The sequence below is a fragment of the uncultured Sneathiella sp. genome, from assembly GCF_963976355.1.
Taxonomy (GTDB): Bacteria; Pseudomonadota; Alphaproteobacteria; order Sneathiellales; family Sneathiellaceae; genus Sneathiella.
This window is the reverse complement of the sequence record NZ_CAXBKA010000006.1, coordinates 145,045-171,734: the sequence shown is the minus strand read 5'-3', so window position 1 is coordinate 171,734 and position 26,690 is coordinate 145,045. Positions and strand designations below refer to the sequence as shown.

The following is a 26,690-nucleotide window of genomic DNA, read 5'->3' as shown; positions in this document are numbered from 1 at the left end:
ATCAGTCTTCCCAGTCTTCCCCGACCGGTTTTCGAGACCGATTTTTCTCAGTGCTAATTAATGAATTTGCATCCTCTATATCTTCTTCGGTGGGTTCGTCCGGGAGTGAGTTGCCATTTTCATACACCAGGGAAAATTCATAAAACATCGGAAAGTGATCTGATCCTACGGCCGGCTCGCGGCTAATCGATACAAGTTCAAATTCTTCAGAGTGAAAAATATGGTCCAGCGGCCATCTCAAGATGGGAACGCGGGCGTCAAAGGTATTATACATACCGCGACCCTGCCGTGGATCCAGTAATCTGGAAATCCTAAGGAAGCGCCGAGTGGTTTCTGACCAGGCGACATCATTCAGATCGCCGGTAATTATCATCGGGTGGTGTCTTTTCGCTGCCAATTTACCAGCCAGCAAGATCTCTGCGTCCCGACCAATTGTATCGTCGTGCGGAATCGGCGGATCGGGATGTATAGAGATCATTTCAAAAGTATGACCGTTTTCAATTTCAAGGAGACAATGAAAACTCGGAATTTTCTCGTTCAGAAGAAATTTAATATCGCCCTTTAGTATTTTCAGCCGTGACGACAAATGCATTCCATAGCTATTATCCTGTGGACAGCTTAAATCATATTCATATCGATCAAGAACGAGGGCCAGAGAGTCGAGCCAGGCTTGATCGGTTTCCATGAGAACAACGATATCGGGATCATGCTTTTCTATCAGGCTGGCCAGACGGAAATGATCGTCATTCCCTTGTTTGACGTTGCATACCAGCAAACTGAAAGTTGCTGCGTTTTGGTGGCCCGGATCGTAATTAGCAGATTGCTTGCGCCATAATGGCGTAAATCGAATGATATAACAAAGCTGGATGACTATCGTAACAACCGACATTCCGACAAATGCAGAAGAGTAAATATTTAAAGGTAAAAGCACAGGCGTCAGGATTAGGGTCACTGCAGAGATTGCGGCAATTTGCAGTCGGCAGAAGTCGAAAATTCGGAAAATCCCATGTGCTGCCGGCACAAAGGGCATCAAACTGGCCACGAGACAAAGCGTGGCGAGAGTACCCAACAAAAAACATGCCATTAGGACAACCTTTAAAATAAGCTGGTTTGCATGAGCGGCTCAGGTAACAATATACCGAAGTCTATTTTACACCTTAGCGTATGCCAACGTTATTGTTTCTGGTAATTTTACATTTTTGGCGAGAGTTAAATACTGCTTATTCTTTAATTCGGGATCATTCAATTTAATTAAAAAAACAAATGTATTTTTAGAACTCAGGCGGCTTTATTCAATTTTTCTTTCATATATTTCATGTGGTTGTGTGTTTGAGTCAGGATACGCATCTGTCGTTCTATCAGACTGCGAGTTGTTTCGGGCGGATTGCTCTCAAGTGCATTTTGAAATTCTTTCAGAGTTTTATTCTCTGCGGCTTCCAACTCCGTGACTAGCGATATGTCTGTGTTGCCAACTCGGGCCTTCAGAAGTTTGAAAATATTTGATGCCTGGCCTGAAAGAGTGCCGCCGTCGTCAAGTTCGCTGGCTAGAGAGTTCGCGTGAGTCTTCAAATTTATAATGATGCTTTCGCGTGTCGATGCCATTTTCCGGAAAATATCTTTCAATTCTTCATTTTTCGTCTGGCGCGCGGCGCTGGTATAGAACTCCCGTGCGTCCTCACAACGATTTACGAGACCGTTGAGCATTTTGATCATACTTTTTTGCATGGTCTCCGTCTCCTTTCCGAGTTCCCAAGTGCCTGCGTGGTTACCAACACAGGTAAAAATAAAAGGTTCCGAAATATGAGGAACCTTTTCCCAAACCGCTCGTTCGTCCTGTGCAAGGTTACTTTTCGAGACCACTAAAGGAGCGAATTATGAAAACCAAGATTTTAGCAACAGCTTCTATCATTGCGCTTATGAGCGCTGCCCCGGCCTTTGCCGAGACGGCAAAAACGGAAGACAGTACAACCAAGGAAGTGACGCAGGAAGTCAAGGAAGGCTGGGATAAAACCAAGGAGGCTGTAAAGGAAACAGCTAAAGAAACCACTGAGGCCACGAAAGAGGCTTACAGGGACATGAAGGAGTTTGTCTTCAATGAGAAAGACGACATGCTCGACATTAAGGATGTTCAGGTCGACCCTCGTACGATGGCAACGAACATCATTGGCGAGCCTGCATATAATTCCGCAGAGGAACGTGTCGGCGTTATTCAGGATGTCATCTTGGATCAGGACGGTAAAGCAGTCCTGATCGTTATTGGTGATGGCGATTTCTTCGGCATGGGTAAGCTCGCGGCATTTGATTATGACAGCATGGTTCGCATGAATGCAGATGGTGATGTCATCATGCCTATATCAGAAGATGCAATCGAGCGTGCGACCGAATTCACTTATGAGAAGGACGACGCTTCAAGTGATCAGGTGCGCATGATCCCGTCATCAGGTTATAGCGTTGAAAAACTTCTCGACGCCAAGCTTGTTAATGTTGAAGGCGAATCCATGGGTGATGTTGAAGACATCACGTTCAAGGACGGTAAGGCGAGCCAGCTCATTGTTGGCGTCGATAAAATTCTCGGCCTTGGCGGTGAAGAGCTGAGTCTTCCTTATGACACAGCGAAAGTTGTTCAGGTCGAAGACGACTATGAATACCAGCTGACAGCCAAGAAAGCGTCACTGATTTCTAACTACAAGTCCTCGTCTACCAACTAGGCCTCGCAACAACACGGAAAGGATGCACTATGTTAAACGAAGATATCCTTAAAGGAAAATGGAAACAGATCAAAGGTGAAGCCCAAAAAACCTGGGGCAAACTGACCGATGATGATCTGGATCAGATAGATGGCGACCGGGAAATTTTTCTCGGTCGTCTACAGGAAAAATACGGTGTGGCCCGCGAAGAAGCGGAGGACATGCTGAATAAATTTGAAAGGGACATTGCCTCCTAAGAGGTACCCAGAAAGAAAGCGCCGCATCTGATTGCGGCGCTTTTTTTGCTCAAAACTCTCTGTTCCCGAGAACCAGCATCTCATTCGTTATTGCTCTCGCCGTTCCTCATCTCTGATTTCCTTATCATCTATGCCGGACAATTTGGCTCTTACGATGCCGCCAGCGAGCATGATAAGTCCTATTGCGAAGAATGAAACAATACCCAGACTGTAAAATCCGAATCCGATCGTAAGTCCTATTCCGCCTGCTGCCCAGATGCTGGCTCCGGTTGCCGTGCCGATAACCCGGCTGTTATCGCGACGTATAATGGCCCCGGCGCCCAGAAAACCAATGCCTGTCATAACACCAGCAATTATATTGGCGATATCGACCCTCATAATTTTGCTGGCATCGGAAAAGTCGGAATAGATCTCTTGTCCGAGAATGGCGAGAACGCATGTTGTCACTGAAACAATCATGTATGCCCTAAAGTCTATCGGCTTGTTCTTTGTATCGCGCTCAAGCCCCAATATTAATCCGAACAGCATAGCCATCCCGACACGCAGCAAGAGCTCTTGCCAGGACAGATATGCAAGTTCACCTGTCAGATCAGCTATCATTGTTGTTCTTTCGCCCTTCCTCAAATTCGATCTGGATGTTCGAAATCTCGGCAAGCAATTCGGGTGCAGGTGAGGTGCGGTGTGCACTTTTCATATTCTCGGATTCGGCACGGATGAGGGCTTCCGCATCTTCCTTCCAGATTTTCAGGATTTCGCTCTTATCTTGATCGCTCAGCTTTGGATCATCAACGACATCTCGAGGTGAATTAAAAGCAGCGGAAGGATCCTTCAAGATTTCCTCCAGAGATGGACGTACTTCGCTCATGTCATCTTCCTTTCATTAAGTAACCGGCTAAACCAACAATCGAGCCTTTCGATGGTTCCCATTGGCGGGAGTTTGAGGTTTCATGAGTTGTTATGCGGTTTTCTAAGATCGTCTGAATGTCCTTAAAAATTCAACGTGGCTCTACCGAACAATTAAATCTGGGAACCAAATGCGATTACCGGCGTTTGTTATGCGTATTTTTGATGAGAGGAGAAAAGTTATGAAAGCCTTGAAGATGATGTTGATGGGTTTCGTTCTTGTTGCCGCCCCGCTGGCTCTTAGTGCCTGTGAGGATGAAAGTCCGGTGGGCGAGGCAATTGAAGAAGTAACGGACGAAATTGATGATGCTACTTAATCGAATTGGAGACTTTCAGCTTGGGATGACGAAACATGCCTTTAGTTAGAACAAGCGACAGTCTGCTGAGCGACGTACTTAAGATCATACTTGCTGTGATCTTGCCGCCGCTCGGCGTCTTTTTTGAGGTCGGGTTAGGCAAACATTTCTGGATAAATGTGCTGCTAACAATTTTTGGCTACATACCCGGCATCATCCATGCCGTGTACATCATTGCCACCAGGTAATGATGGGAGCGGCAATAATTCTGACCTCCGGTCTGCGTAATGTTTCAATTTCATCCGTTGGGATTTGAAATTTTTCGAACGAAGCCGGGGATCAGACTTAACCGCGATACTGGAGCAGAATATTGTTCTTTATCACCACCCTTTACAAATCCTTTCAGAACTGGTTGAGCGATGATCCGTTTACGCAAAGTGCCGCTGCAGCCTATTACGCTATTTTCTCGCTGCCAGGCCTTTTGATCATTGTGATGGCGGTGGCTGCCGTTTTCTTTGACCAGCAACGGGTGGAGACGGAAATTCTTGGATATATCGGCAACATGCTGGGTCGGGATGTTTCCCTGAGCATCAAGCAAATTGTTGAGGAAACCCAGCAAAGAGATAGAGATCTCTGGGCCATGATTGCGGGTGTTGCGACACTGATATTTGGTGCTACGGGACTGTTTGCTCAGTTGCAACGGTCCTTGAATTACATTTGGGGCGTGGAATTAAGTCAGAAAGCAGGATGGTGGGTGTTCCTGAAAAGTCGCCTCATCTCGTTCGGCCTCATTTTGATCGTCGGGTTCCTATTGCTCATTTCCCTGTCCTTTACAGCTTTTTTCACGATTTTCAGTGATTGGTTCGCGACACAGTTTTCCCCGGATTGGGCGCAGGGACTTCTCATTTTCAATACTGCTTTTTCGTTTTGTATTATTGTCACCCTTTTTGCTCTGATTTTCAAAATACTGCCGGACGCGCATGTGGAATGGAATGTCGCATTCTATGGCGGGGTGATATCTGCGATACTCTTCTCTATCGGTGAATATGCCTTGAATTTCTATTTCAAGATGGCAGAGCCTGCATCCAGCTTCGGCGCCGCCGGGTCGATAATTCTGGTGATGCTTTGGGTCTCCTATTCCTGCCTGATTTTGCTGATTGGCGCCGAATTTTCCCGGACCTATACGCAAGAAGACAAAGCCCGCGAGATCAGAATGGGCGGTATTGCCAAGAAGAGTCGGTGAAAGGGCAAGCTATGTTCAAATCCCATCCCAAGCGAAAGATAACTATCATTGCTGTGATTGTGATTGCGACATTGCTGGTTGCGGGGCGCCTGTATCTACCGCTCTGGGTCAAGGATTACGTGAACACGCAGATTGCGCTTCTCGATGGGTATCGCGGGGGCATAGAGGATATTGATCTCAACCTATGGCGCGGTGCCTATAAAATTCATACGCTTGAAATTCGAAAGCAGGAAAACGGGCTGGATGTTCCTTTCGCCGCCGCGCGAACTATTGATTTATCCATTGAGTGGAAAGCCCTTCTGGAGGGGGCTGTGGTCGCGGAAATCGATATTTATGAGGCCAACATGAATTTCTCCAAGACGCAGACGGGTGAGGGCGGCGGATGGCTTGAATTCGTGGATGCCTTGTCGCCTTTCAGCATAAACCGCCTTGCGGTTCATAGCGGCCGGGTGGCCTATATCGACTATACCGCTGAGCCTAATATCAATCTCTTCGTGGAGAATATTGATGCGACAGTCAGCAATCTTCGAAACGTAACCGACAGGGAAACACCGCTTCCGTCCCGTGTTAAGATATCCGGAACTTCTATTGGCGGCGGGGCGCTCAGCTTTGACGGACGCCTCAACATTTTTAGGGAAATACCGGATTTCGATACGACATTGGAGTTGAACGAGGCCGATCTCACTGCCTTTAACGATTACGGACGCGCCTATGCTGCGGTCGATTTTGAAGGCGGGAGGATCGGTATATTCAGCGAGCTGGCCGCGGCGGATGGGAAGGTGAAGGGATACATAAAGCTGGTCGCAACGGATGTGAAAATGGTGGGTATCGAGAAGGATGAAAACCCGCTCAATGCGCTATGGGAAGCACTGCTGTCGGGTTTTGTGGAGTTGTTCGAAAACCAGCCTAAAGATCAGTTTGCCCTCCGTGTTCCAATCGAGGGGAACCTAAATGATCCGGAAAGTGATTTATGGTCGGCATTCATCAGTATTTTTTCAAATGCGTTTGAAAAGGCGTTTACGAAGAATGAGGACGGGACGATTAATTTTCAGGATGCGATCGAGAAAGAGGAATGATTACAACTGTTCGGATTAGGGTCGCCGTTCAGAATTGCGCGTAGACGGCGAGGGCGACCACCAGCAGCATCGCGCCCGCCATCAGCAGATTGATGCGAAACTGGATATGCGGTGCCAGCTCAAGGCGCTGGATCAGGATTCCGGTTGCGAGCCAAAGCAGATGCGTCGGGATCCAGATTGCATTCAGGATAGTAAACTTCAGCACTGTCTCCAAGAATAGGGCATCGGGCATGAAAGGGAAGCCACTGAAGATTGCCGTGTTGACGGCATAGGCTTTCGGATTGATCAGCTGGAGAGTAATGCCGGCCCATATACCCGGTTCGCGGCTTGACTCTATAAAAGCAATCTTTGCGCCCGCAGTGGCAATCCTGAAGGCAAGAAACAATAGATAAAGTGCGGAGAGGGCAAACAGGATATTTCGGACCATTGGAATGGCCAAGACCACTGTGGCTAGTCCGGATACTACAGCAATGGCGACAAGGTTATTTCCGACAAAAAGCCCGGTTACATAGCGAATGCCTGCCGTCCGTCCGAATGCGGAACCAACTCCGGCTGTCGATAAAACACCGGGTCCGGGTGTGATAATCAGAAACAGGATGGCAAAGGCAAAGGTAATCATACATACGGCTCCGCTTGGTCAGTCTGACCGGAATAGGTCGACTGTGGTACCGAATGTTGTTACCGGTCACCAGCGGGCACGATATACAGAGAATGCTGTTCCTGCACCATAAATTGCCATCGCGGCGCCAATCAAAGCGAAAATAGACCAGTTGGGCGCATTGCCTGTCGCAAGAAGGATACCTCCGATTGCAACGATCACCAAACGAGCAGTTCCCGCGACGACGGGACCAATAACTTTGCCCGCCCCTTGTGACGAAAAATAAAGGCAGAGGCCAAGGCCGAGGAGGCCATAAAAAGGTCCGACCCAGGCGAAATATAATCCAGCGGAGTCTAATACTGCAGGAACGTTTGTAAACATGCCGGACCAGATATTCGGGAAAAGCGCGACAACAATTCCGATCAGCCCAATAGACAGCCCCGCACAGATGCCGCCCGTCCAGGCGACCTGGCGGGCTCTGGCAGCATTACCCGCACCTATGGCCATGCCGACCATGGGAACACAGGCAACACCAATGGCAAAGGCGATAGGGACAACAAGAAATTCCAGCCGCGCGCCAATTCCGTATCCTGCCAATGCCTCCACCCCGAATTCGGAGATGAGGCGGGTGAGGATCAGGATGGTCAGAACGGTTTGAAGCGGGGAAATGCAGGAAATCGCGCCGACCTTCAGGATGTCGCGAAACATCTCGGCCTGCAGCTGCAAATCATTGAATGAGAGTGTAATACGGGCCCGGCCGGACAGCAGATACCAGAACAGGAACACTGTTGAGACACTGAATGCAATCACCAGGCCAATGCCGATTCCGGCCATGCCGAGGGCAGGGAAAGGACCCCATCCGAGACTGAAGGCGCCGGCCAGCAGAAATTGCGACACCGCGACGATCAGCAGGGTAATCGAGGGTGTTTTCATGTCTCCGCCTCCGCGAATGATGGAGGCGAGCGTGTTGGTCATCCAAACTCCAAAGGCGCCGAAGAATACAATGTTTGAGTATGCCAGTGCCTCCATCAGCACAACGCCATCCCCACCCAGCATGCTGTAGATAGGCATTCCAAACAGGAGAAAGAGCGCACAGAAGAAAAGCCCTGCCAACGCGCCAATGAGTAAAGCATGAAGGGCAAGGCGGGCCGCACGGGCTTCGCTTCCAGCGCCGAGCGCCCGGCTGATTGAGGAGGAAACACCGCCACCCATGGCACCTGCAGACAGCATTTGCTGCAGCATGACCATAGGGAAAACCAGTGCCAGCCCCGCCAATGCGGGCGTGCCAAGCTGTCCGGCATAGGCTGTCTCCGCCACTGCGACAAGTGACGTGGCGAGCATGGCGATGACGTTGGGAATACTGAGGCGGGCCAGCGTTCCCAAAATTGGTGCGTTAAGGAGCGGATTGCCCTTTGGAACTATTGTTTTCGTGCTGACCATACTCTCCTGTGTCATTGGGAATTCCTGATTTTTAGCTGTATATGCAGATAATTGGGCAAAAAAATTACTCCCTGAGATCTTCGATCATTTGATCAATGGTATCGATCATCAGCTTATTGGTATCGAACCCAAGGACATTTCCGATTTTTTCCTGAGCGGTATCCCATCCCGGGCGGGCGGCAACAAGCGCTTCATATCCGGATGTCGTCAAGCTCAAGTTACGACTCCGGCGGTCTTTCTCATCAGGTATCATAAGGACAAACCCTTTGCGTTCCAACGGCCGCAGGTTCCGGGTGAGGGTTGTGGGATCCATCACCAGCTTCTCCGCGAGCGCGCCAACACTTATTCCTTCAAACCGGCGTATATGACCGAGCAGCCCATATTGGGTAATGGTAATCCCATAGGGTTCAAGATGCTGGTCATAAATCTGGCTCACCCGCCGCGCGGCCTTGCGGAAGCGGAGGCAAATACAGGCAGGTGTTGTCTCAATCTTTGAGCTGTTGATCATTCAGACTATTTATCTGCATATGCATCTAATTTCAAGGCGTGAATGTCGACCCAGCGCAAATACTCGAAATAACTATGTCGTTGAGGTCAGCTTTCGAAGGCACTTAAAGGAAATAAGGCGTTGCGTATTTTCATCCCATAATGCCAGCCGCAGGCAGGCAAGGCTGTCGCGAATGCCGATGCGGTTTAGGGACTTGAGCCCCGGAATCTCGGCCAGGCAGGCACTTAATCGATAATTGGGGATGCGACAGGAGAGATGATGAATATGGTGAATGCCAATATTGCCGGAAAACCAGCGGAGCGGCTGTGGTAAATCATAATGGCTGCTCGCCATCACTGAGGCTTCGTGAATATTCCAGTCTTCTTTATTTCGCCAGTAAGTACGCTCGAATTGATGTTGAACATAGAACAACCAGACTCCGGCCGTCGATGAGAGGATTACTACGGGAATCTGCACCATGAGGATATCAACAAAACCGAAACTGAAGCCAAGCGTTAACAGCATGGCGGCAATTCCGAGATTAGTCCCCATAATACCAATCAGCAATGCCGGACGCTGGCGAATGAGATCGAGAGGCAACCTGTATTTAAAGACAAAAAGATAGATAGGGCCAATTCCGAGAATGACGACGGGCATTCGATATATCCGGTAGGCAAGACGCCCCCAGCGGCCCAGAGCCTGATACTCGGCGACGGTCAACAAGCTGACATCGCCGATACCCCGTTTCTCTAGATTGCCACAGGTTGCATGATGAGTATTGTGTGAACGCCGCCAATATTCATGTGGTGTCAAAGTAACAATCCCGATCAGGCGGCCGATCATGTCATTCCAGCGGGGAGATCGAAAGAAGGAATGATGCCCGCAATCATGCTGGATAATAAAAAGCCGTACGGTAAAGGCTGCAGTGGGAATAGCAAGCAAAAGTGCGAGCCAGTAAGCATCATCCACAATAATGATCATGGCGGTCCAAAGCGAGACAAGCGCAACAACGGTTGTCAGTAATTGGAGTACCCCGCTTTTCGCGTCCGGACGGGCAAACGTCCGCGCAACTTCGAACCACTTACGATCGAATTTTCTGCTAGCGTCAATGTCGGAGAGCGATTTGTTGGTAGACGGCGCATCCCGTCCCTGCCCGGAAAAACTGGAAATTAGTCAAGACTTCTCATATTAAAAGATATGCACGACTATATACTTCAATTGTTAAAATATCAAGATGAAACGATGCCGATCACGTTAAGTCAATGAGTCAGGAGGGTTTGTCCGCACGCAGCAGCATGCCAAACAGATCCCGTGGATCATCCGGATCGGCCACCATATCGAGGCTGTCAAAAAATGGTGTCCCTGGTAGTTTGCTCCTCACATAGCGCAATGCGGAGAAATCCTCCGTGGCGAAACCAACAGAGTCAAACAGCGTCGTTTGGCTCTGATTGCGCCGTCCGGGAAGATCGCCGGAAATAACCTGCCAAAGCTCCGTGACCGGATGATCCTCAGCCAGCTGCTGAATTTCCCCTTCAATCCTTGTTTGCGGGGGATATTCAACGAAAATATCCGAGCGAAGAAGAATGTCAGAATGTAACTCCGTTTTTCCAGGGCAGTCACCGCCAACCGCATTGATATGAAGGCCCGCGCCCACCATGTTGTCGGTCAGGATTGTGGCATACTGTTTGTCCGCTGTGACTGTGGTAATGATCTGAGCCCCTTCGACAGCTTCCTCTGCAGTTTTGCATGATGTGATCTCAAACCCTCGCCCGGTCAGATTTCGGATACATTTATCCGTCGCGCTGGCATCAATATCATAAAGCCGAATTTTCCTGATATTGAGAAGGGCCTTGAAGGCCATTGCCTGGAATTCTGCCTGTGCTCCGTTGCCGATAATCGCCATACACTCTGCGTTATCCGGTGCCAGATATTTTGCCGCCACGGCAGAAGTTGCCGCTGTTCGAAGCGCTGTCAGGATCGTCATCTCGGATAGAAGAACTGGATATCCGTTGTCCACATTCGAGAGGACACCAAAGCCGGTGACTGTCTGCAATCCGGCTCGCGTGTTCTTCGGATGACCATTGACATATTTAAATCCGTAGACATTGCCGTCGCTCGTTGGCATCAATTCGATCACCCCCTCCGGTGAATGGGAGGCAACGCGGGGCGTCTTGTCGAACAGTTCCCAGCGGCGGAAATCTGCTTCGATGAAGTCGGCCAGTTCAGCCAGAAACGTCTCGATGCCGACATTCAATACAAGCTTCATCATGTTATCGACGCTTACAAAGGGAACGATATTGATGTCTTTCGGGGGACGGACGGTCATGATCAGATGCTCCTCGTCTTAGTATCAAGAACGCGCTGGCCGAAAAGGCTTGCGACAAGATTAACAACAAGTTTGCAGGTGCGCCCGCGATCGTCGAGAAACGGGTTCAACTCGGCGATGTCGAGGGACGTCACCAGGCCACTGTCGTAAAGAATTTCCATTATCAGATGGGCTTCACGGAGGTTGACGCCACCCGTAACCGTCGTGCCGACAGCCGGTGCGATTTCGGGATCCAGAAAATCTATGTCCAGGCTTACATGCAGGCGTCCATTGGCGCGCCGAACCCGATCGATGAAGCGGCGCAGGGGCGGCGCTATTCCAAACTCATCAATGGCGCGCATATCATGAACGTCGATGCCTGTACGTGCGATACGCTCCCGTTCCGCCGGATCGACAGAACGGATACCCATCATGCATATATTCTCCGGCTTGATGGCTTTCGTGGGGGCAGGAATAAAGCCGTCGAAACTCGGGTCGCCAATCATGTAGGTCACGGGCGTGCCGTGCAGGTTTCCCGTATCCGTGCTTTCCAGAGTCTGAAAGTCCGTATGGGCATCCAGCCAGAGAACAAATTGTTCTCGCCCTTCCTGTTCACTTTTGCGGGCGAGTGCCGGAAGAATACCGGCCGCAATGCAATGATCGCCACCGATGAAAATCGGCAGGTGCCGGTCATCGATTTCCCCTTGGCAAAACTGATCCAGTTTTGAAATCAGGGCGGCATAGTCGCTGAGATGATGGACCTGAGGATTTGAATGGGGAATATCTGCGGATGGTTCAGACACGAGATTTCCGCTATCCGTCACCTCATATCCAAGGCGTTCCAGCATCTCCAAAATTCCGGCGGTTCTAAGGGCATCGGGTCCCATCAGGCAACCCCTTCTCCGACTGCCCTGTTCGGCAGGAACACCAACCAACAACATTGACTTGCTGCTCATTTGCGATTTTCTCCAAATACTGTACTTTTCATATTGATAATTTGATATTTTCATATGGCAGTATCAATTAGGAAAAATGCCAAAAATCGGCGCTATTATTTCCAATTTGACTAAGGAATTTAATCATTATGGATAATATTGATCGACAACTGGTGAGCGCCCTGCGGCAGAATGCGCGTGCTTCGGTATCGGAGCTTGCCCTGTCCCTCGGGCTGTCACGCGCCACAGTTCGCACGCGAATTGACCGTTTGCTGGAGGATGAGGAAGTCCTCGGCTTTACTGTCGTGCTGAAAGAAGACATGGCGGATATGCCGGTCCGCGGTATTACCCTGATCGAAATCGAGGGGAAGGGAAACGAGCGGATCATTACGCGCTTGCGGGGTTTTCCGGAAATTCAGGCTATTCATTCGACAAACGGTCGTTGGGACCTTATCGTAGAATTTGGGGCAGAAACACTGGCAGATCTCGACAAGGTGCTGCGGCAGATGCGATTAATAGATGGTATTAACGCGAGTGAGACCAATCTTTACCTGACGACCCACCGTATCAACAGGGTTGTGGGGCTATTCAAGAATAAAAACGGTGAAAAATAATGACCCGATTATCTGTTTTGGACCTTGCACCTATCATGGAAGGGAGCACGGCCGGGCAATCCTTCAAAAACTCAGTTGAAATAGCACAGCTTGCGGAAAAGCTTGGATACTATCGATACTGGCTGGCAGAGCATCATAATATTCCCGGTATAGCCAGTGCGGCGACCTCCGTTCTGCTCGCCCATGTCGGAGCCCAAACGAAGAAAATACGGATCGGCTCTGGTGGCGTGATGCTGCCAAATCATGCGCCCCTGGTCATAGCGGAGCAGTTCGGCACGCTCGCTTCCCTATATCCCGGACGGATAGATCTGGGGCTGGGGCGCGCGCCCGGCACGGATGGCCTTACGGCGCAGGCGCTGAGGCGGTCGTTGAACGGAAGTGTCGATAATTTTCTGCGGGATGTACTGGAATTACAACAATATTTTGCGGACCCTGAACCAGGTCAGCGGGTGCAGGCAGTTCCCGGTGCTGGCTTGAAAGTCCCGCTCTGGATACTGGGATCCAGCCTCTATGGCGCAGAACTGGCCGCTCATTTTGGGCTGCCATATGCTTTTGCTTCGCATTTTGCGCCGACCGACCTGAGGCAGGCTCTTCATCTTTACAGGCAAAACTTCAAACCTTCGAAGCAGCTGGAGCAACCATATGTCATGGCGGCAATGAATCTCCAGGCGGCGGATACGCGTGAAGAAGCGGAGCTTATTGTCACTTCCCTGATGCAAAGTGTTCTTGGCCTGGCAAGAGGAATGCCGGTCAAACTACCGCCACCAGTCGAAGGGTTTTCGGAAAAACTAGGGCTTCAGGAAAAAGCGGCGATCTCCCGGTTTATGACATATACGGCTCTCGGTGATGCCCGGGACGTCAAAGAAAGATTGCGGGAATTTCAGTCTGAAACGGACGCAGACGAGATCATTTTGACGGCCCAGATTTTTGATCACCAAGTTCGTCTCCATGCGTTCGAAATAGCAGCCGAAGCAATGGAAATGCTGTCGAAGCCAGTCAATTCCTAATGACCCCGCTGGACGCTCGTCCAGCATACTCTGGATGACGCCATATAATATTTTTCGAATTTAAAGCATTGAAGCATAAGGAGTAAATTCCCTTTTGTCGCACCAAGGACAGTTTTTCGGCGCTGCAACAAATATACTTTGATTTATTGACAGATAGGCTATCATGACATTCAGATTAACCATTGAGTTGGTTCCTGCCGTAGCCCGTTTGTAATAAAAGCGTCTTTGAAACCGTGCATTTATTAGTGATTTCAATGCTCATAAGAAGGAAATGAAAAATGATCGAAAAATCTCAGAAATCTGCCCCTGCTGACGTGAAATCGGCAAAGACTTTTAGCAGACGGAATGTCCTGAAAACAGCAACGGCAGTCGGCGCCTTTACGGCGGCCGGACCCGCGATTGTGAAAAATGCTCTCTCTGCATCTGGCGAACTCAATATTCTGATGTGGTCCGATTATTTGCCGGAGCCATTTCTGGCCGATTTTGAAAATGAAACAGGCATCAAGATCAACTACACGGGCATCGGCTCAAACGAGGAAATCATCAATAAGATGAAGGCGAACAAGGGTCAGGGATTTGACATTGTCTCGCCGACGAATAATCAGGGCCTGGAATGGGGACCGCTTGAATTGCTGCAGCCATGGGATTTGAGCCGTGTACCGCTTGATGCGGTTAACCCGGCGATGTCGGCTATCGGCAACAAGGATTGGGATTTCGGAGGAAAAGGATCTCATTGGCTTCCTCATATTTGGGGAACAGAAGGTGTCGCCTGGCGGACGGATAAATGGACTCCGGCCGGTGCAGCCCCGAGTTATGGGGATGTCTGGTCCGAAGAAAATGCTGGAAAGACCATGGGACGCCCACATTCAATGATGCTCTGCGCCGGTCTTTACATGGAGACGATTGGTGAATTGAACCCCGGCGATATGTGGAAAGCATACGAATCCGAAGAGACCATGCGCCCGATCTGGGAAAAAGTGACGGATTGGTGTATTGCCCGTAAAAACAACATCAAACTTCTCTGGAATGATGCAGATACTCAGAAAAACGGGCTGCTGAACGAAGGTGTAATTGTTGGCCAGACATGGGATGGTCCGCCAATGGCACTGAAGACTGCGGGTGATCCGATCATGTATCAGGCGCCGGTTGAAGGGGCGATGGCCTGGGTTGATGGCATGTCCATGCCGATTGGTGCAAAGAATATCGATCAGATCTACGAATTTATCACATTCTCCTACAACCCGAAAAACGCCGGTAAAGCCATTGACTCCCATGGATACAACTCACCTGTCCTGGGTGCGGATCAGTTTGCCGGAGATGCCTATAAGAAGAATTTTGCGGATGCCTATCCGGGCGATTCCCTGAACAACCTGAATCCATGGCCGCCTCAGGCTCCTTGGTATGCTGCTATTCGTACCGAGTATGTCAACAAGTTCAAGAGCTCATAGGCTTAATAACAGGGTGCCGGTCGTCGATCGGGTGAGCTGGCACCCCTAGTTTGTTTCTAGGGGGGCTTGATGGGAAGAGAGTGCCAGTCAGGAAATGATTTATGACCAAAGGGGTAGACGTTGATCTGGAAGATGTCTGGATCAGGTTTGGTGACTTTGTTGCCGTACGTGAAGCCAATGTGAATATCAAGGGCGGTGAATTTTTCTCGTTTCTGGGCCCGTCAGGTTGCGGCAAGACAACGATCCTGCGGTCCGTCTCCGGCTTTCTGGAGCCAAGCCAAGGCAAGGTAAAGATCGGCGGCAAGGATATGGCGGGCATTGGTCCCAATAAACGGCCAACTGCTCTTATTTTCCAGAACCTCGCTTTGTTCCCGCTCATGAAAGTGTGGGAAAATATTACATTTTCCCTTGAAGTTAAAGGGGTTGGCAAGGCTGAGCGGCAAAAACGTGCGGATGAGCTGCTTGATATGATTGCCTTGTCTGATCAGGCGGATAAACTTCCATCCGAGCTTTCCGGTGGCCAGAAGCAACGCGTCGCCATTGCCCGTGCCCTTTGCGCGGAGCCCGATGTTCTGTTGCTTGATGAGCCGCTTTCTGCGCTTGATCTGAAACTCCGCCAGCATATGCGAACGGAACTTCGCGAGATTCAACAACGCGTCGGAATTACATTCATCTATATTACCCACGATCAGGGTGAGGCCCTGACGATGTCTGACAACGTTGCCGTGATGCGAGCCGGGATCATAGATCAGATCGCAAGTGGGCACGCGATTTATAATGATCCGGCGACACCTTTTGTTGCGTCATTCGTGGGTGAGAACAATGTGTTTCGGGGAACCATCAAGTCAATCGACGGCGACATGGCCCTTGTCAGCACAAATCGCACCGGGGAATTGCTGGCGCGCATTGCAGCCTCTGCAAGAGGAGATCTGAAGGTAGGGGATCCTGCGATGATGTTCATTCGCCCCGAAGCCTGTAACATAGCCGAAGATGTTGCGCCCGCCGTCAACCGGCTTTCCGCCATGGTTAAACATGAGGAGTTTGAGGGCCAGATCTATAACGTCTTCCTGGAAGGGTCCGAGGGCAAAGAAATTAAGATGTCCCTCGTTAATATCGGCAAGCAACGGGCTTCGGCAGAAGGCAGCATGCTGACGCTGGAATATGAACCGCAACAAGCTGTTGTTTTGCCTGTCGGTGAGCTGGCCAGTGAATAGGACTGCCGGATGAATATAGCGCAGCTGTTCAGAAATTATTTTGTCAGGAACGGGATCGGCCTCGGGACGTTCCTGTTGGTCGCGATATTCTTCTGGGTAGTAGTCCTGATCATTCTGCCACAGCTGTCCATGCTGGATTTTTCGTTCCGCCACCACCTTCCGCCGCCGGAGATGGGCGGGCCGAAGGATACCTATACGCTGGAGCATTACAAATATCTGGTGCTGGGGGCGCCGGGCGCGGATACGTCCTATAATGTTGTTGACCTTGGCGTGTTCGGCAGAACCCTGCTTGCCGCTTTTTTTGTAACAATCCTTGATCTCGTGCTTTGCTATCCGCTTGCCTATTATCTTGGCCAGTCGAAAGGTGGCGGTTTCATCCGTGTTTTGGTGTTGCTGCTGATTATTCCGTATTGGATTAATGAGATCCTGCGTGCTTTTGCATTCCGGATTATTTTTGGTGATAGCGGTCTTATCAATGAAATGTTGATGACGATGGGGCTGATTGACAGTCCCATCGACTTTATTCGGGCAAATGTCGCGCTCTATGCGGGCCTTGGCTATGCTTATATCCTGCTGATGATTTTCCCGATTTATAACGTTATCGAGAGTTTGGACCGCAACCAGATTGAAGCCGCCCGCGATATGGGGGCGCCATGGTGGCGTATTCACTGGCGCGTGGTCATCCCGTATGCCAAGCCCGGCATTTCGTCGGGCTGCACCATGGTGTTCATGCTGACGGCCGGTGCGCTCGCCGCGCCACAAATTCTGGGCGGCCCGTCCAGCCTCTGGTTCACGCAAATTATTTATCAGTGGTTTAATCAGGGCGGCAATTGGCCGCGAGGCGCTGCCTTTGCCATTGTTCTTCTGGTGTCCTGTATCGTTATCGTTCTGACGATAATGAAGTTATTCAAGGTCAGGATAGGAGATATTGGCAAATGAGAGCCGAGAATGTCTTCCTGAAAATCATGCTTTGGGCATATCTCGTCATTTTTTTCGGCTATCTGCTGGGGCCGCTGATTGTCATGAGCATCACGGCGTTCAATTCGCCGTCATTCCCTAAAATGACACCGTGGGAATGCCTGACGTTCGAGTGGTTTGATGTGCTTGCCAATGATACCCGGATATTGAACGGCATTGAGAACAGTCTGATCGTTGGCGTCGGAACGGTTATTCTCTCTGTTATTATGGGGCTCGCCGCCGCCTTGTTGCTCACGCAGATATGGCCGAAACTTCGGGCAACCTATTACACTGTTGTTATCGCTCCGATCCTTATTCCTGGCGTTGTTCTCGGTATTTCGACGCTCGTTTTCTGGGACCGCATCAGTGTGATGCTGGGCATGAGTACGGGCAGCATTCTCCATAACGGAATATTCCTGACGATCCTGGGGCAATCCACTTTTATCGCGTCCTATTGCATGCTGGTGTTCGTCGCGCGGCTACAACGGTTTGATACAGGCCTGACCGAGGCGGCGCTGGATCTCGGCGCGACCCATGTACAGGCTTTCTGGAAAATCCTGCTGCCGTTCATGAAACCGGCGATTGGTTCCGCCGCGGTGCTTGCATTCCTTGCGTCTTTTGAAAATTACAATACGACAACCTTTACCTTCGGCAAATTTCCTACTCTGACAATCGAACTTGCGCAGAAAGTGCGCTATGGCATTAACCCGTCCATTTCCTCGCTCGCGTTCATCATCATTGCCCTGACTATTTTCGGCGCCCTTATTCATGAGGTTTATCGCCGCCATCAGCAGCTGGCGCTAGCTAACGGCGCGCCGGTATCGGCAGTTTCCGGGAGGGTTCAACTGCCAAGGATACTGCGTGGCAATCCGGCGGCAATTATTCTCATTCTTCTGGCCTTGGGTGGATTTTCCACCATTTGGTTTGCCCAGACCTATAGCCCGGATGTGTGCAAAATGGATGTCCGGGAACAAAAGCGTCTAATACAGGAAGAACGTATTCGGGCCATCCGGGAACAGCGTCAGCTTGAAATGCAGCAGAAGCAGCAAGGATCAGGCGCATCCGGGGGAAGTACCTCTGCTCCCTCGGCGACGCAAAGTCCGGGTCAGGGGGCTTTCGGGAATGTTTTCAAGCCGGATAATCTGGATAGGTCCACTACCGAGCCGAAGGTGGATAAACCGGCGCAAAGCCCCGGTAAAGGCGCTTTTGGTGATGTCTTTGCCCCTAATAATCTTGATAAGGCGGCACCCAAAGAAGAATGAAGACTATGCCTTCTTCGGGACCTGATCTGTCTGGCGCTTATAGCCGAGCGAACTTTCCAGTAAGTGTCGGGAATAAGGATGCTTCGGATTAAGGTGCCGCATTTGTTCAATAGTCATGATCTCGACAATTTCTCCCATCTGCATCACCGCAATCCGCTCACACATATGTCCGACCACGGCCAGGTCATGTGATACCATTAGATAGGTGAGCTTATGCGCGCGGCGTAAGTCATCCAGAAGGTTCAGAATTTCCGCCTGCACGGACACATCCAGCGCCGAGGTTGGCTCATCCAGCAGTAATATTTCGGGTTCCGGTGCAAGGGCGCGGGCAATGGCAACGCGCTGGCGCTGACCGCCGGAAAGCTGATGCGGATATCGAAACCGGAACGCTGGTCCGAGCCCGACATTGTCGAGGAGTTTTTCGATGCGTCTGTCTACATCGGAAAATCCATGTAGACGGAGCGTTTCACTTAAAAGCTGATCTACTGAATGACGCGGATGCAGGGCAGCATATGGATCCTGAAATACCATCTGGACCTTCTTGTAGAATTGCCGGTTACGATGACGGCCAAGCCTTTCACCGGCGACCTTCATTTCCCCGGACCATGTGGGAATCAATCCGGTCAGTGCTCGAAGGATAGTCGATTTCCCCGATCCGCTCTCCCCGACAAGGCCAAAACTCTCGCCCTGTGCGATCTGAAGATCGGTGTCTTTCACTGCGTTGACGCGCTCTTCCGCGCCATCAAACCAGACACTCAGCTTCTTGATCACGATGCCGCTCATTTAACGCCGCTCACACTTTCCGCGCTGGCCCATTCCGGGTCACGGGTGAGTACCGCCAATCGCTCTTGCGGGGCGTCAAGCCGGGGGAGCGATTTCAGAAGGCCGCGGGTATAGGGATGCGTTGCCTCATGCAACTTGTCCGCCGCGCAAACTTCGACAATACGTCCTGCATACATGATCAAGACCCGATCGCAAAAGGACGAGACAAGACTAAGATCGTGGCTGATGAAGATAAGCCCCATACCGCGTTGCTGCACGAGCTTATCTAGTATATCGAGCACTTGCATTTGCACGGAAACATCCAAAGCAGAGGTTGGTTCATCTGCAATCAGAATATCTGGATCTGGGATCAGCATCATGGCAATCATGATACGTTGCCCCATACCACCGGACAGTTCATGAGGGTAGGCGTTAAAAACCCGTGACGGGTCCCGGATCGCAACGGCCTCCAATGCTTCAATAACCTTGTTTCTGATTTCAGACCGGGATTTTCTTCCCAGCAACACATAGGATTCCATCATCTGCTCTCCCACAGTCATCACGGGATTGAGGGAGAATTTGGGGTCCTGCATAACCATGGAAATGCGCTGGCCGCGTATCCTGCGTATTTCCCGTTTGCTCATTTTGAGAAGATCGTCTCCATCAAGAGAGATATGGTTTGCGCTTACTTGGCCCGGCTTCCGAATAAGTTGCAGGATTGCCCTGCCTGTCATTGATTTTCCCGACCCGCTTTCGCCAACGATGCCAAGCCGCTCTTCCCCAAGAGAGAAGGATATCCCCCGAACTGCTTCAAAAATGCCGTTCCGTGTTGGAAATTTTACCCAGAGATTGTCAACTTCAAGCCGTGTCATGAGCCGCCATCCTTGGGATCGAGTACATCCCGCAAGCCGTCGCCCAACAGATTAAAGGCGAGGCTCACAAGAAAGATGGCAAGGCCAGGAACCGTTGCCACCCACCAGTGATCCAAAATGAATTTCCGTCCTTCCGATATCATGGCCCCCCATTCCGGCGACGGGGGCTGGGCGCCGAGACCAAGGAAGCCGAGCCCGGCCGCCGCCAGTATAATCCCGGCCATATCCAATGTTACCCTTACGATCAGAGACGAGATGCAAAGGGGCCAGATGTGCCGTGTGATAATCCGGAGGGGGCCGGCCCCCTGTAATTTTACCGCGCTGATGTAATCCGATTTTCGGATTGTGAGAGTCTCGGCGCGGGCAATGCGTGCATAAGGCGGCCAGGCTGTCAAGGAAATCGCGATCACCGCATTTTCAATGCCGGCGCCGAGGGCGGCAACAAAGGCAAGTGCGAGAACGAGACGTGGAAAGGCAAGGAATATATCCGTTATCCGCATCAGGATTGTATCTATCCATCCTCCTGCATATCCGGCGACGGTACCGACGAAAAGTCCGGCGACAGGCGCGATAAGAGCAACGAGGATCACGATATAGAGTGTAATTCTGGCGCCGTATATTAATCGGCTCAGGATATCCCGGCCGAGGGAATCGGTTCCCAAAAGATGACCGTCCGACCCCAATGGCGCAAGGCGATTACCCAGGTCCTGAACGAATGGGTCGTGAGGGGCAAGCAGGGGGGCAAATATGGCGACCAGGCCCATCATCAGCAGTATGAGCAGTCCAAACATTGCCATCGGATTGGAGCGAAACGATAACCAGCCCTGATACAGCGATGCAATGCGGGCGTGATGTCGTGAAGTGGGCGTATCAGTCAGCAGCCAGCTGCGCCATTTTGGGTGGTTTCCCGAGGGTAGGCCAGATACGCTCATTTTGCCCTCGGGTCAAAGAATTTATACATCAGGTCTGAAAACACGTTTAGACAGACAAAAACGAGGCCGACGACCACTGTTCCCCCAAGGACAGCATTCATGTCAGCGGAGAGCAGGGCCGTTGTGATATAGGAGCCAATGCCTGGCCATGCGAAAATAATCTCAGTCAGAACAGACCCTTCTAGTAATCCCGCGTAACTCAACGCAATAACGGTAATCAGCTGAACCTTTATGTTGCGAAAGGCATGCCGCCAGACCACTGTCAATTCAGGCAGGCCTTTGACCCGGGCTGTCGTGACATACTCCGAACTCAGCTGTTCCAACATGAAGGAACGGGTCATCCGGCTGATGTAGGCAAGACTGTAATAGCCGAGCAAAGACGCCGGCAGGATGATGTGGCTCATAGCATCCTTGAATACGGTCCAGTTTCCATCCAGAAGGCTGTCGACCAGTATCATGCCTGTCACCGATGGAACAATATCGACATAAAAAATGCCGACACGACCCGGACCTCCGACCCATCCGAGAATGCCATAAAAGATCAGGAGGCCAACAAGGCCAAGCCAGAATATGGGCATGGAATAACCAATCAGTGCGACAAGGCGGGCAATCTGGTCTATCCAGCTACCGCGCCGGACAGCAGCAAGAACGCCAAGCGGGACACCGATCAATACCCCGATGAAGGTGCCGAGGGTTGCAAGTTCCAACGTCGCCGGGAAGACGCGACGGATATCCTCGGCGACCGGTCGGGCGTTCAGAAGCGATTGTCCGAAGTCGCCTTGCAGGATATCTCCGATGTAGTAGAAAAACTGGACAATGATCGGTTGATCCAGCCCCATTGCCCGATAGGCGGCTTCATATGCTTCCTTGCTTGCGCGTTCTCCGACAACGGAGATAACAGGATCAATCGGCATTACCCGGCCGATGATGAAGGTTACGAACAGCAGGCCAATCATTGTCGCGACTATAGTCCCGACTGTCCGCAATACGGGAAGCAGGGCTTTGGACAAGGGCGACTTCCGCCGCCCTCGTTCCGGTTCTGTAGCTACGGTCATTTATACTGCGTTACTTGGTGACCGGCCAATAGGCAACAGCCGTAATGGCGCCACCCAGATTGAGGTTTTTCACATTGCTCTTGCGACCGGTTTGCTCATCCTTCTGGAACATGATGGCGAAGGGCGCTCGTGCCTGAAATTCACGCTGAATGTCTTCATACATCTTCTTTCGCACATCACGATCCCCCTCGATAACCGCGGCTTCCGTCTTTGCCGTTAAGTCACCGGGATCCCAGGCATTTCTCCAGGCCAGCAGACCCGTTGCCTTTGCTTCTTCTGAATTATCGGGGTTATAGGCAAATGTTCCTGCATTCGTCTGCGGATCGGGATAGTCCGGTCCCCAGGCGCCAACATAAACGTCAAGATCGCGCGCTCGATAACGCGTCAAGGTTTGCTTGCCGGTTCCGATGGTAATGTTGAGAGTTATACCTGCCTGTGCAAAGGTATTTTGTAGTGACTGTGCAATTTCCACGCGCTCCTGCGCTTCACGGACACCAGCTTCGACCTCCAGATTTTCGACGCCGGCTTCCTTCAGCAGAGCTTTGGCTTTTTCGACGTCAAGCGTATAGGGTTGGTCATCAATGGCCCCGAGATAGGTTTTCGGCAAGAAGGACTGATGGATCCTGTACTGTCCTTTCAGGAAGCTGTCCTGCATACCTTTGTAGTCGATAAGATATTTGATTGCCTCGACAACTTTGGGCTTGGAAAGTTCGGGATGGTTCTGATTGAGTGAGATATACATGAGGCGTCCACGCAGTTCACTGTCAATGGAAATTCCCTCTTTGCCGGTAATGCCGGCCACATCTTCCGGGTTTAGGTTGCGTGCAACATCAATATCACCTTTCTCCAGCAACAAGCGCTGTGTAGCGCTTTCCTGAATGTGGCGAACGATAACCCGCTTCATGGCAGACGCGCCAAGATAAAAATCTTCATTTGACTGCAGTGTAACGGATTCGCTTGGCTTCCAGCTGACAATTTTATAAGCGCCGGATCCGGCGGAATTGGTTTTCAGCCATTCATTCCCGAGATCACCGTCCTTTTCATTCTCCATAACCAGCTTTTTATCAACAATGGCGCCGACAGTCGCGGTGAGGCAGTTAAGGACAAAGGACGTGGCGTATTTCTTGTCGGTCGTGATTTTAAGTGTATTGCCATCAGCAACAATTGTTTCCGTAATGTTCTCGGGGGTGAAGCCGAACTGCGTCAGGATAAAAGACGGTGTTTTCGCAAGAGTGACGACCCGGCGCAAGGAAAACTCTACATCTTCCGCCGTTACTGGATTGCCGGAATGAAAATTCACGCCTTCACGAATATTGAAAGTAATGGTGCGGCCGTCCTCTGATACTGTCCAACTCTCCGCGAGGTCCGCTTCATATCCCTTATCAAGGTTTAGCGGATCAAAATTTACCAGACGACCATAGACGTTCCGAATGACGTCACTGCCAGCGAATTCGAAAGATTCGGCGGGGTCAAGCGTGGTAATATCGTCAATGCGATTGGCGATAACCAGCATATCTTGGGGTGTTTCAGCAATTACCGGGGTTGCCGGAATGGCCATCGTTCCTATCAACGCGCCCAATACTGCACTCAACGCAAATTTCTGTAATTTTTTCATGGAACAAACCTCTCTGCCGTTAAGAAATAGCGTTTGTTTCTTCGACCCTGGTTGCGTTTCTTATTTTCGTTAAGGCCTTCTCGTAGAGAAAAAGGTTCGCACTTTAAGAGCTGGCTGTCGAGCGAGAATTCACGCCGGTATTTGATATACTCGGGAAAAATCTGGTGCTTGGCGACCGCCTTGCGATTTCACCGTATATTTGATTTGGCTCATTTTACGCGATAAATAATACGCTAGAGTAATCCCGATAAAAAAGCACAAAGGACTTGGTTAATGGTGGAAGGCAAAGCATTACCTGCTTCGAAACTATGCCGTAAATATGATCTGACAGCGCTTGGTTTTAAGGAAACGTCAGAGCTAGAAGACCTGCATGAGCCCTTAGGGCAGGATCGCGCTATTCAGGCTATCCGCTTTGGTATTGGCATACGCCATCAGGGTTTTAATCTCTTCGCGTTTGGTCCTCCCGGGTCAGGAAAAACTGAAATTATCCATCGATATCTTCAACCCGAAGCGTCATCCCTGCAGGTTCCGGAGGATTGGTGTTATGTGAACAATTTTACGGCACCTGATCATCCAAAAGTATTGCGTCTTCCAGCGGGAAAGGGGCGCGAACTCGCACGGCAAATGGAAAACCTTACCGAGGAGGTCCGGGTTGTGATTTCCGCGGCTTACGAAAGTGAAGATTACCAGACCAGACTTGATGTGATTACTGAGCAGTTCAAGCTGCAGCAGGAAGAGGCGTTTGAGGAGTTGCAGAAAAAGGCGACCGCAAAGAATATTGCTATCGTACGTACACCCATGGGGCTGGCCTTGGCGCCGTCAAAGGATGGCAAGGTTATTGACCCGGAAGTCTTTTCCAAACTTCCAGCGACAGAGCAGGAGCGCATTAAGAAAGAGATCAGTGAATTGGAAGGGGAACTCCAGGCAGCTGTGCGGATGTTACCGGAATTGGAACGAAAGCAGCGTCAAGAGATTAAGAAATTAAATCGGGAAGTTACCAGTTTCGCGGTCGATCACCTGATTGATGAAACCCGGGAGCGATGGAAGGATTGCGATGAAGTTGTCACCTTCCTAGACGAAGTGCAGAATTATGTTATTGAACATAGCGACGTCTTTCGCCTTAGCCGGGATGAAGCGGTAGATGCCATTCCGGCTAAAATGGTTGCAGATTTTGTCAGGCAGCAGGATCGCGTTATAAGCAATTGTCAGGTCAATGTACTTGTGAGCCATGATGAGAATGGCGGTGCACCGGTTGTGTATGAGGACAATCCAACAGTAGAGAATTTGCTGGGCCGGATCGAGCATCGTTCGGAATTTGGCTCGCTTGTGACTGATTTCCGCCTCATAAAACCGGGCGCACTGCACCGGGCGAATGGCGGCTATCTCATCCTGGATGCGCGCCGGTTGTTATTACAACCGTATGCGTGGGAAACCCTTAAACGGGAATTGCGCAGTTGTGAAATTCGCATTGAATCGCTGACGCAAATGATGTCGCTCGGCAATATCGCCAGCCTGCAACCGGAGACCATCCCGCTGGATGTGAAGGTTATTCTGATCGGCGATCCATTGCTGTATTATATGCTGAGCCAGAATGATCCCGATTTCCATAACCTTTTCAAAGTGCCGGTTGATTTTGATGACCGTCTAGAGGTCACCGATGATGCCGTTGGCCTTTACGCAAGATACATTGCCACGGAAGCACGAAAGCACAAGTTGTTGCCCTTGACACGCGACGCAGTGGAATCGGTAATGGAAAGAATGACCCGTCTCACGGGGGATTCGGAGCGTCTTTACAATCATGCACGCTCTCTTTCTGATCTGTTGTCGGAAGCGGATCATTGGGCGGCCTCTCGCGGTGTCTCTAAGATTGACGCAAAAGACGTTAAACAGGCAATAAAGGCCCATATACATCGCTCTGACCGAATGCGAGAACGAACACAGGAGCAGTTCCAACGCGGCACAATGATGCTGGATACTTCCGGCGCAAAAGTCGGCCAGATCAATGGTCTATCTGTTCTGCAACTCGGCGATTTTGCCTTTGGTCGTCCCAGCCGGATTACGGCGCGGATACATCTCGGTCGAGGTCGGGTCATTGATATTGAACGGGAAGTTGAACTCGGAGGTCCGCTTCATTCCAAAGGTGTCTTAATCCTGTCGAACTTCATTGCCGCTCGTTATAGCGAGGACAATCCGCTGTCACTAAATGCTAGTCTGGTGTTCGAGCAATCTTATGGCGGTGTGGATGGCGATAGCGCCTCGTCGGCGGAGCTGTATGCTCTGTTATCCGCACTTGCCGATATTCCGATAAAGCAGTCTCTGGCAGTGACCGGATCGGTGAACCAGTTTGGCGAAGTGCAGGCCATTGGTGGTGTTAATGAGAAAATTGAGGGTTTTTTCGATCTCTGTAATTTCCGCGGGCTGACGGGGGAACAAGGAGTGATGATCCCGGAATCAAACGTTAAAAACCTGATGCTGAAAGATGAAGTTATTGAAGCCGCGAAAAAAGGAAAATTTCATATCTATCCTGTTCGAAGCATTGATGAGGGTATTGAAATTTTGACGGGTGTGGCCGCAGGTCAACAGGATGAGTCTGGCAGTTATCTGCCGGAAACTGTTAATGGCCGGGTCAAGGCTCGGCTTGAAGCCTTTGCTGATGCGGCGCGAAAATACAACAGGTCAGGCAGCGATGCGACGAAAGCGGAGGCGGGCGATGGCTGAACAAATA

27 protein-coding genes are annotated in these 26,690 nt (G+C 50.6%); 12 read left to right on the top strand and 15 right to left on the bottom strand.

Translation table 11 applies throughout. The features are described 5' to 3' along the window. Position 1: 1 nt before the first annotated feature. Together AAC599_RS14800 and AAC599_RS14795 are read right to left on the bottom strand one after the other, a co-directional pair. Positions 2-1,030 (bottom strand): endonuclease/exonuclease/phosphatase family protein, encoded by a 1,029-nt coding sequence (locus AAC599_RS14800; RefSeq protein WP_340151174.1) that lies wholly within the window; start codon positions 1,028-1,030, stop codon positions 2-4. Between the two features lie 248 nt (positions 1,031-1,278). Further along, entirely contained in the window at positions 1,279-1,725 is a 447-nt protein-coding gene (locus tag AAC599_RS14795) for a PA2169 family four-helix-bundle protein (RefSeq protein WP_340151173.1), read from the bottom strand. A 149-nt stretch (positions 1,726-1,874) separates the two neighbouring features. On the opposite strand from AAC599_RS14795, the gene AAC599_RS14790 reads away from it, so the two are divergent. Next, on the top strand, positions 1,875-2,708 hold the full coding sequence (locus tag AAC599_RS14790) for a PRC-barrel domain-containing protein (protein WP_340151172.1): 834 nt from the start codon (positions 1,875-1,877) through the stop codon (positions 2,706-2,708). A gap of 29 nt (positions 2,709-2,737) precedes the next feature. Continuing rightward, complete coding sequence (locus AAC599_RS14785; RefSeq protein ID WP_340151171.1) at positions 2,738-2,944, top strand: CsbD family protein; 207 nt, start codon at positions 2,738-2,740, stop codon at positions 2,942-2,944. An 87-nt stretch (positions 2,945-3,031) separates the two neighbouring features. Here AAC599_RS14785 and AAC599_RS14780 read toward each other — a convergent pair whose 3' ends face one another. Both AAC599_RS14780 and AAC599_RS14775 read right to left on the bottom strand, forming a co-directional pair. Further along, positions 3,032-3,544: an MgtC/SapB family protein gene (locus AAC599_RS14780; protein ID WP_340151170.1), complete on the bottom strand. Its 513-nt coding sequence runs from the start codon at positions 3,542-3,544 to the stop codon at positions 3,032-3,034. After that, positions 3,534-3,809, bottom strand: a complete 276-nt coding sequence (locus AAC599_RS14775; RefSeq protein WP_340151169.1) for a hypothetical protein — start codon at positions 3,807-3,809, stop codon at positions 3,534-3,536. The genes AAC599_RS14780 and AAC599_RS14775 overlap by 11 nt, the downstream gene beginning before the upstream one ends. Before the next feature lie 220 nt (positions 3,810-4,029). On the opposite strand from AAC599_RS14775, the gene AAC599_RS14770 reads away from it, so the two are divergent. From AAC599_RS14770 to AAC599_RS14760, 3 genes are all read left to right on the top strand, one after another. Continuing rightward, positions 4,030-4,164, top strand: a complete 135-nt coding sequence (locus AAC599_RS14770; protein WP_340151168.1) for a hypothetical protein — start codon at positions 4,030-4,032, stop codon at positions 4,162-4,164. Between the two features lie 349 nt (positions 4,165-4,513). Next, complete coding sequence (locus AAC599_RS14765) at positions 4,514-5,386, top strand: YihY/virulence factor BrkB family protein (protein ID WP_340151167.1); 873 nt, start codon at positions 4,514-4,516, stop codon at positions 5,384-5,386. After that, a complete protein-coding gene (locus AAC599_RS14760) occupies positions 5,383-6,462 on the top strand; it encodes a DUF748 domain-containing protein (protein WP_340151166.1) in 1,080 nt (359 codons plus the stop codon). The genes AAC599_RS14765 and AAC599_RS14760 overlap by 4 nt, the downstream gene beginning before the upstream one ends. 28 nt (positions 6,463-6,490) lie before the next feature. Here AAC599_RS14760 and AAC599_RS14755 read toward each other — a convergent pair whose 3' ends face one another. From AAC599_RS14755 to rocF, 6 genes are all read right to left on the bottom strand, one after another. Beyond that, positions 6,491-7,081, bottom strand: coding sequence for a LysE family transporter (locus tag AAC599_RS14755; protein ID WP_340151165.1), 591 nt, complete (start codon positions 7,079-7,081; stop codon positions 6,491-6,493). A 66-nt stretch (positions 7,082-7,147) separates the two neighbouring features. Then, the gene (locus AAC599_RS14750; RefSeq protein ID WP_340151164.1) at positions 7,148-8,515 is read right to left on the bottom strand and encodes an MATE family efflux transporter; all 1,368 of its coding nucleotides are present in this window, start codon (positions 8,513-8,515) and stop codon (positions 7,148-7,150) included. A 49-nt stretch (positions 8,516-8,564) separates the two neighbouring features. Then, a complete protein-coding gene (locus tag AAC599_RS14745) occupies positions 8,565-9,008 on the bottom strand; it encodes a MarR family transcriptional regulator (protein WP_340151163.1) in 444 nt (147 codons plus the stop codon). A 72-nt stretch (positions 9,009-9,080) separates the two neighbouring features. After that, positions 9,081-9,968, bottom strand: coding sequence for a fatty acid desaturase (locus AAC599_RS14740; protein ID WP_340151162.1), 888 nt, complete (start codon positions 9,966-9,968; stop codon positions 9,081-9,083). A gap of 286 nt (positions 9,969-10,254) precedes the next feature. Continuing rightward, on the bottom strand, positions 10,255-11,313 hold the full coding sequence (locus tag AAC599_RS14735) for an ornithine cyclodeaminase (protein ID WP_340151161.1): 1,059 nt from the start codon (positions 11,311-11,313) through the stop codon (positions 10,255-10,257). A gap of 2 nt (positions 11,314-11,315) precedes the next feature. Beyond that, on the bottom strand, positions 11,316-12,248 hold the full coding sequence (gene rocF / locus AAC599_RS14730) for an arginase (protein ID WP_340151160.1): 933 nt from the start codon (positions 12,246-12,248) through the stop codon (positions 11,316-11,318). Between the two features lie 128 nt (positions 12,249-12,376). Between rocF and AAC599_RS14725 the strand changes: the two genes are divergently transcribed. From AAC599_RS14725 to AAC599_RS14700, 6 genes are all read left to right on the top strand, one after another. Then, positions 12,377-12,841 (top strand): Lrp/AsnC family transcriptional regulator, encoded by a 465-nt coding sequence (locus tag AAC599_RS14725; RefSeq protein WP_340151159.1) that lies wholly within the window; start codon positions 12,377-12,379, stop codon positions 12,839-12,841. Continuing rightward, on the top strand, positions 12,841-13,848 hold the full coding sequence (locus AAC599_RS14720; protein ID WP_340151158.1) for an LLM class flavin-dependent oxidoreductase: 1,008 nt from the start codon (positions 12,841-12,843) through the stop codon (positions 13,846-13,848). Before AAC599_RS14725 ends, AAC599_RS14720 begins: the two co-directional genes overlap by 1 nt. Positions 13,849-14,126: 278 nt before the next feature. After that, on the top strand, positions 14,127-15,296 hold the full coding sequence (locus tag AAC599_RS14715; protein ID WP_340151157.1) for a substrate-binding domain-containing protein: 1,170 nt from the start codon (positions 14,127-14,129) through the stop codon (positions 15,294-15,296). A 101-nt stretch (positions 15,297-15,397) separates the two neighbouring features. Then, entirely contained in the window at positions 15,398-16,510 is a 1,113-nt protein-coding gene (locus tag AAC599_RS14710) for an ABC transporter ATP-binding protein (RefSeq protein ID WP_340151156.1), read from the top strand. A 9-nt stretch (positions 16,511-16,519) separates the two neighbouring features. Further along, positions 16,520-17,449, top strand: coding sequence for an ABC transporter permease (locus tag AAC599_RS14705; protein WP_340151155.1), 930 nt, complete (start codon positions 16,520-16,522; stop codon positions 17,447-17,449). Beyond that, positions 17,446-18,729 carry an ABC transporter permease gene (locus tag AAC599_RS14700; RefSeq protein ID WP_340151154.1) on the top strand — a complete coding sequence of 428 codons (1,284 nt, stop codon included), beginning with the start codon at positions 17,446-17,448 and terminating at the stop codon, positions 18,727-18,729. The genes AAC599_RS14705 and AAC599_RS14700 overlap by 4 nt, the downstream gene beginning before the upstream one ends. A 3-nt stretch (positions 18,730-18,732) precedes the next feature. Here AAC599_RS14700 and AAC599_RS14695 read toward each other — a convergent pair whose 3' ends face one another. Genes AAC599_RS14695 through AAC599_RS14675 form a run of 5 tightly spaced genes read right to left on the bottom strand, consistent with a single transcriptional unit; the run spans position 18,733 to position 23,965 of the window. After that, the gene (locus AAC599_RS14695) at positions 18,733-19,512 is read right to left on the bottom strand and encodes an ABC transporter ATP-binding protein (RefSeq protein ID WP_340151153.1); all 780 of its coding nucleotides are present in this window, start codon (positions 19,510-19,512) and stop codon (positions 18,733-18,735) included. Beyond that, entirely contained in the window at positions 19,509-20,363 is an 855-nt protein-coding gene (locus tag AAC599_RS14690) for an ABC transporter ATP-binding protein (protein WP_340151152.1), read from the bottom strand. Before AAC599_RS14690 ends, AAC599_RS14695 begins: the two co-directional genes overlap by 4 nt. Next, positions 20,360-21,295, bottom strand: coding sequence for a nickel transporter permease (gene nikC, locus AAC599_RS14685; protein ID WP_340151151.1), 936 nt, complete (start codon positions 21,293-21,295; stop codon positions 20,360-20,362). Before nikC ends, AAC599_RS14690 begins: the two co-directional genes overlap by 4 nt. After that, complete coding sequence (locus AAC599_RS14680; protein WP_340151150.1) at positions 21,292-22,305, bottom strand: ABC transporter permease; 1,014 nt, start codon at positions 22,303-22,305, stop codon at positions 21,292-21,294. The genes nikC and AAC599_RS14680 overlap by 4 nt, the downstream gene beginning before the upstream one ends. A gap of 55 nt (positions 22,306-22,360) precedes the next feature. Beyond that, positions 22,361-23,965, bottom strand: a complete 1,605-nt coding sequence (locus tag AAC599_RS14675; protein ID WP_340151149.1) for an ABC transporter substrate-binding protein — start codon at positions 23,963-23,965, stop codon at positions 22,361-22,363. Positions 23,966-24,238: 273 nt separating this feature from the next. Between AAC599_RS14675 and AAC599_RS14670 the strand changes: the two genes are divergently transcribed. Continuing rightward, a complete protein-coding gene (locus tag AAC599_RS14670) occupies positions 24,239-26,683 on the top strand; it encodes an ATP-binding protein (RefSeq protein WP_340151148.1) in 2,445 nt (814 codons plus the stop codon). Positions 26,684-26,690: the final 7 nt, after the last annotated feature.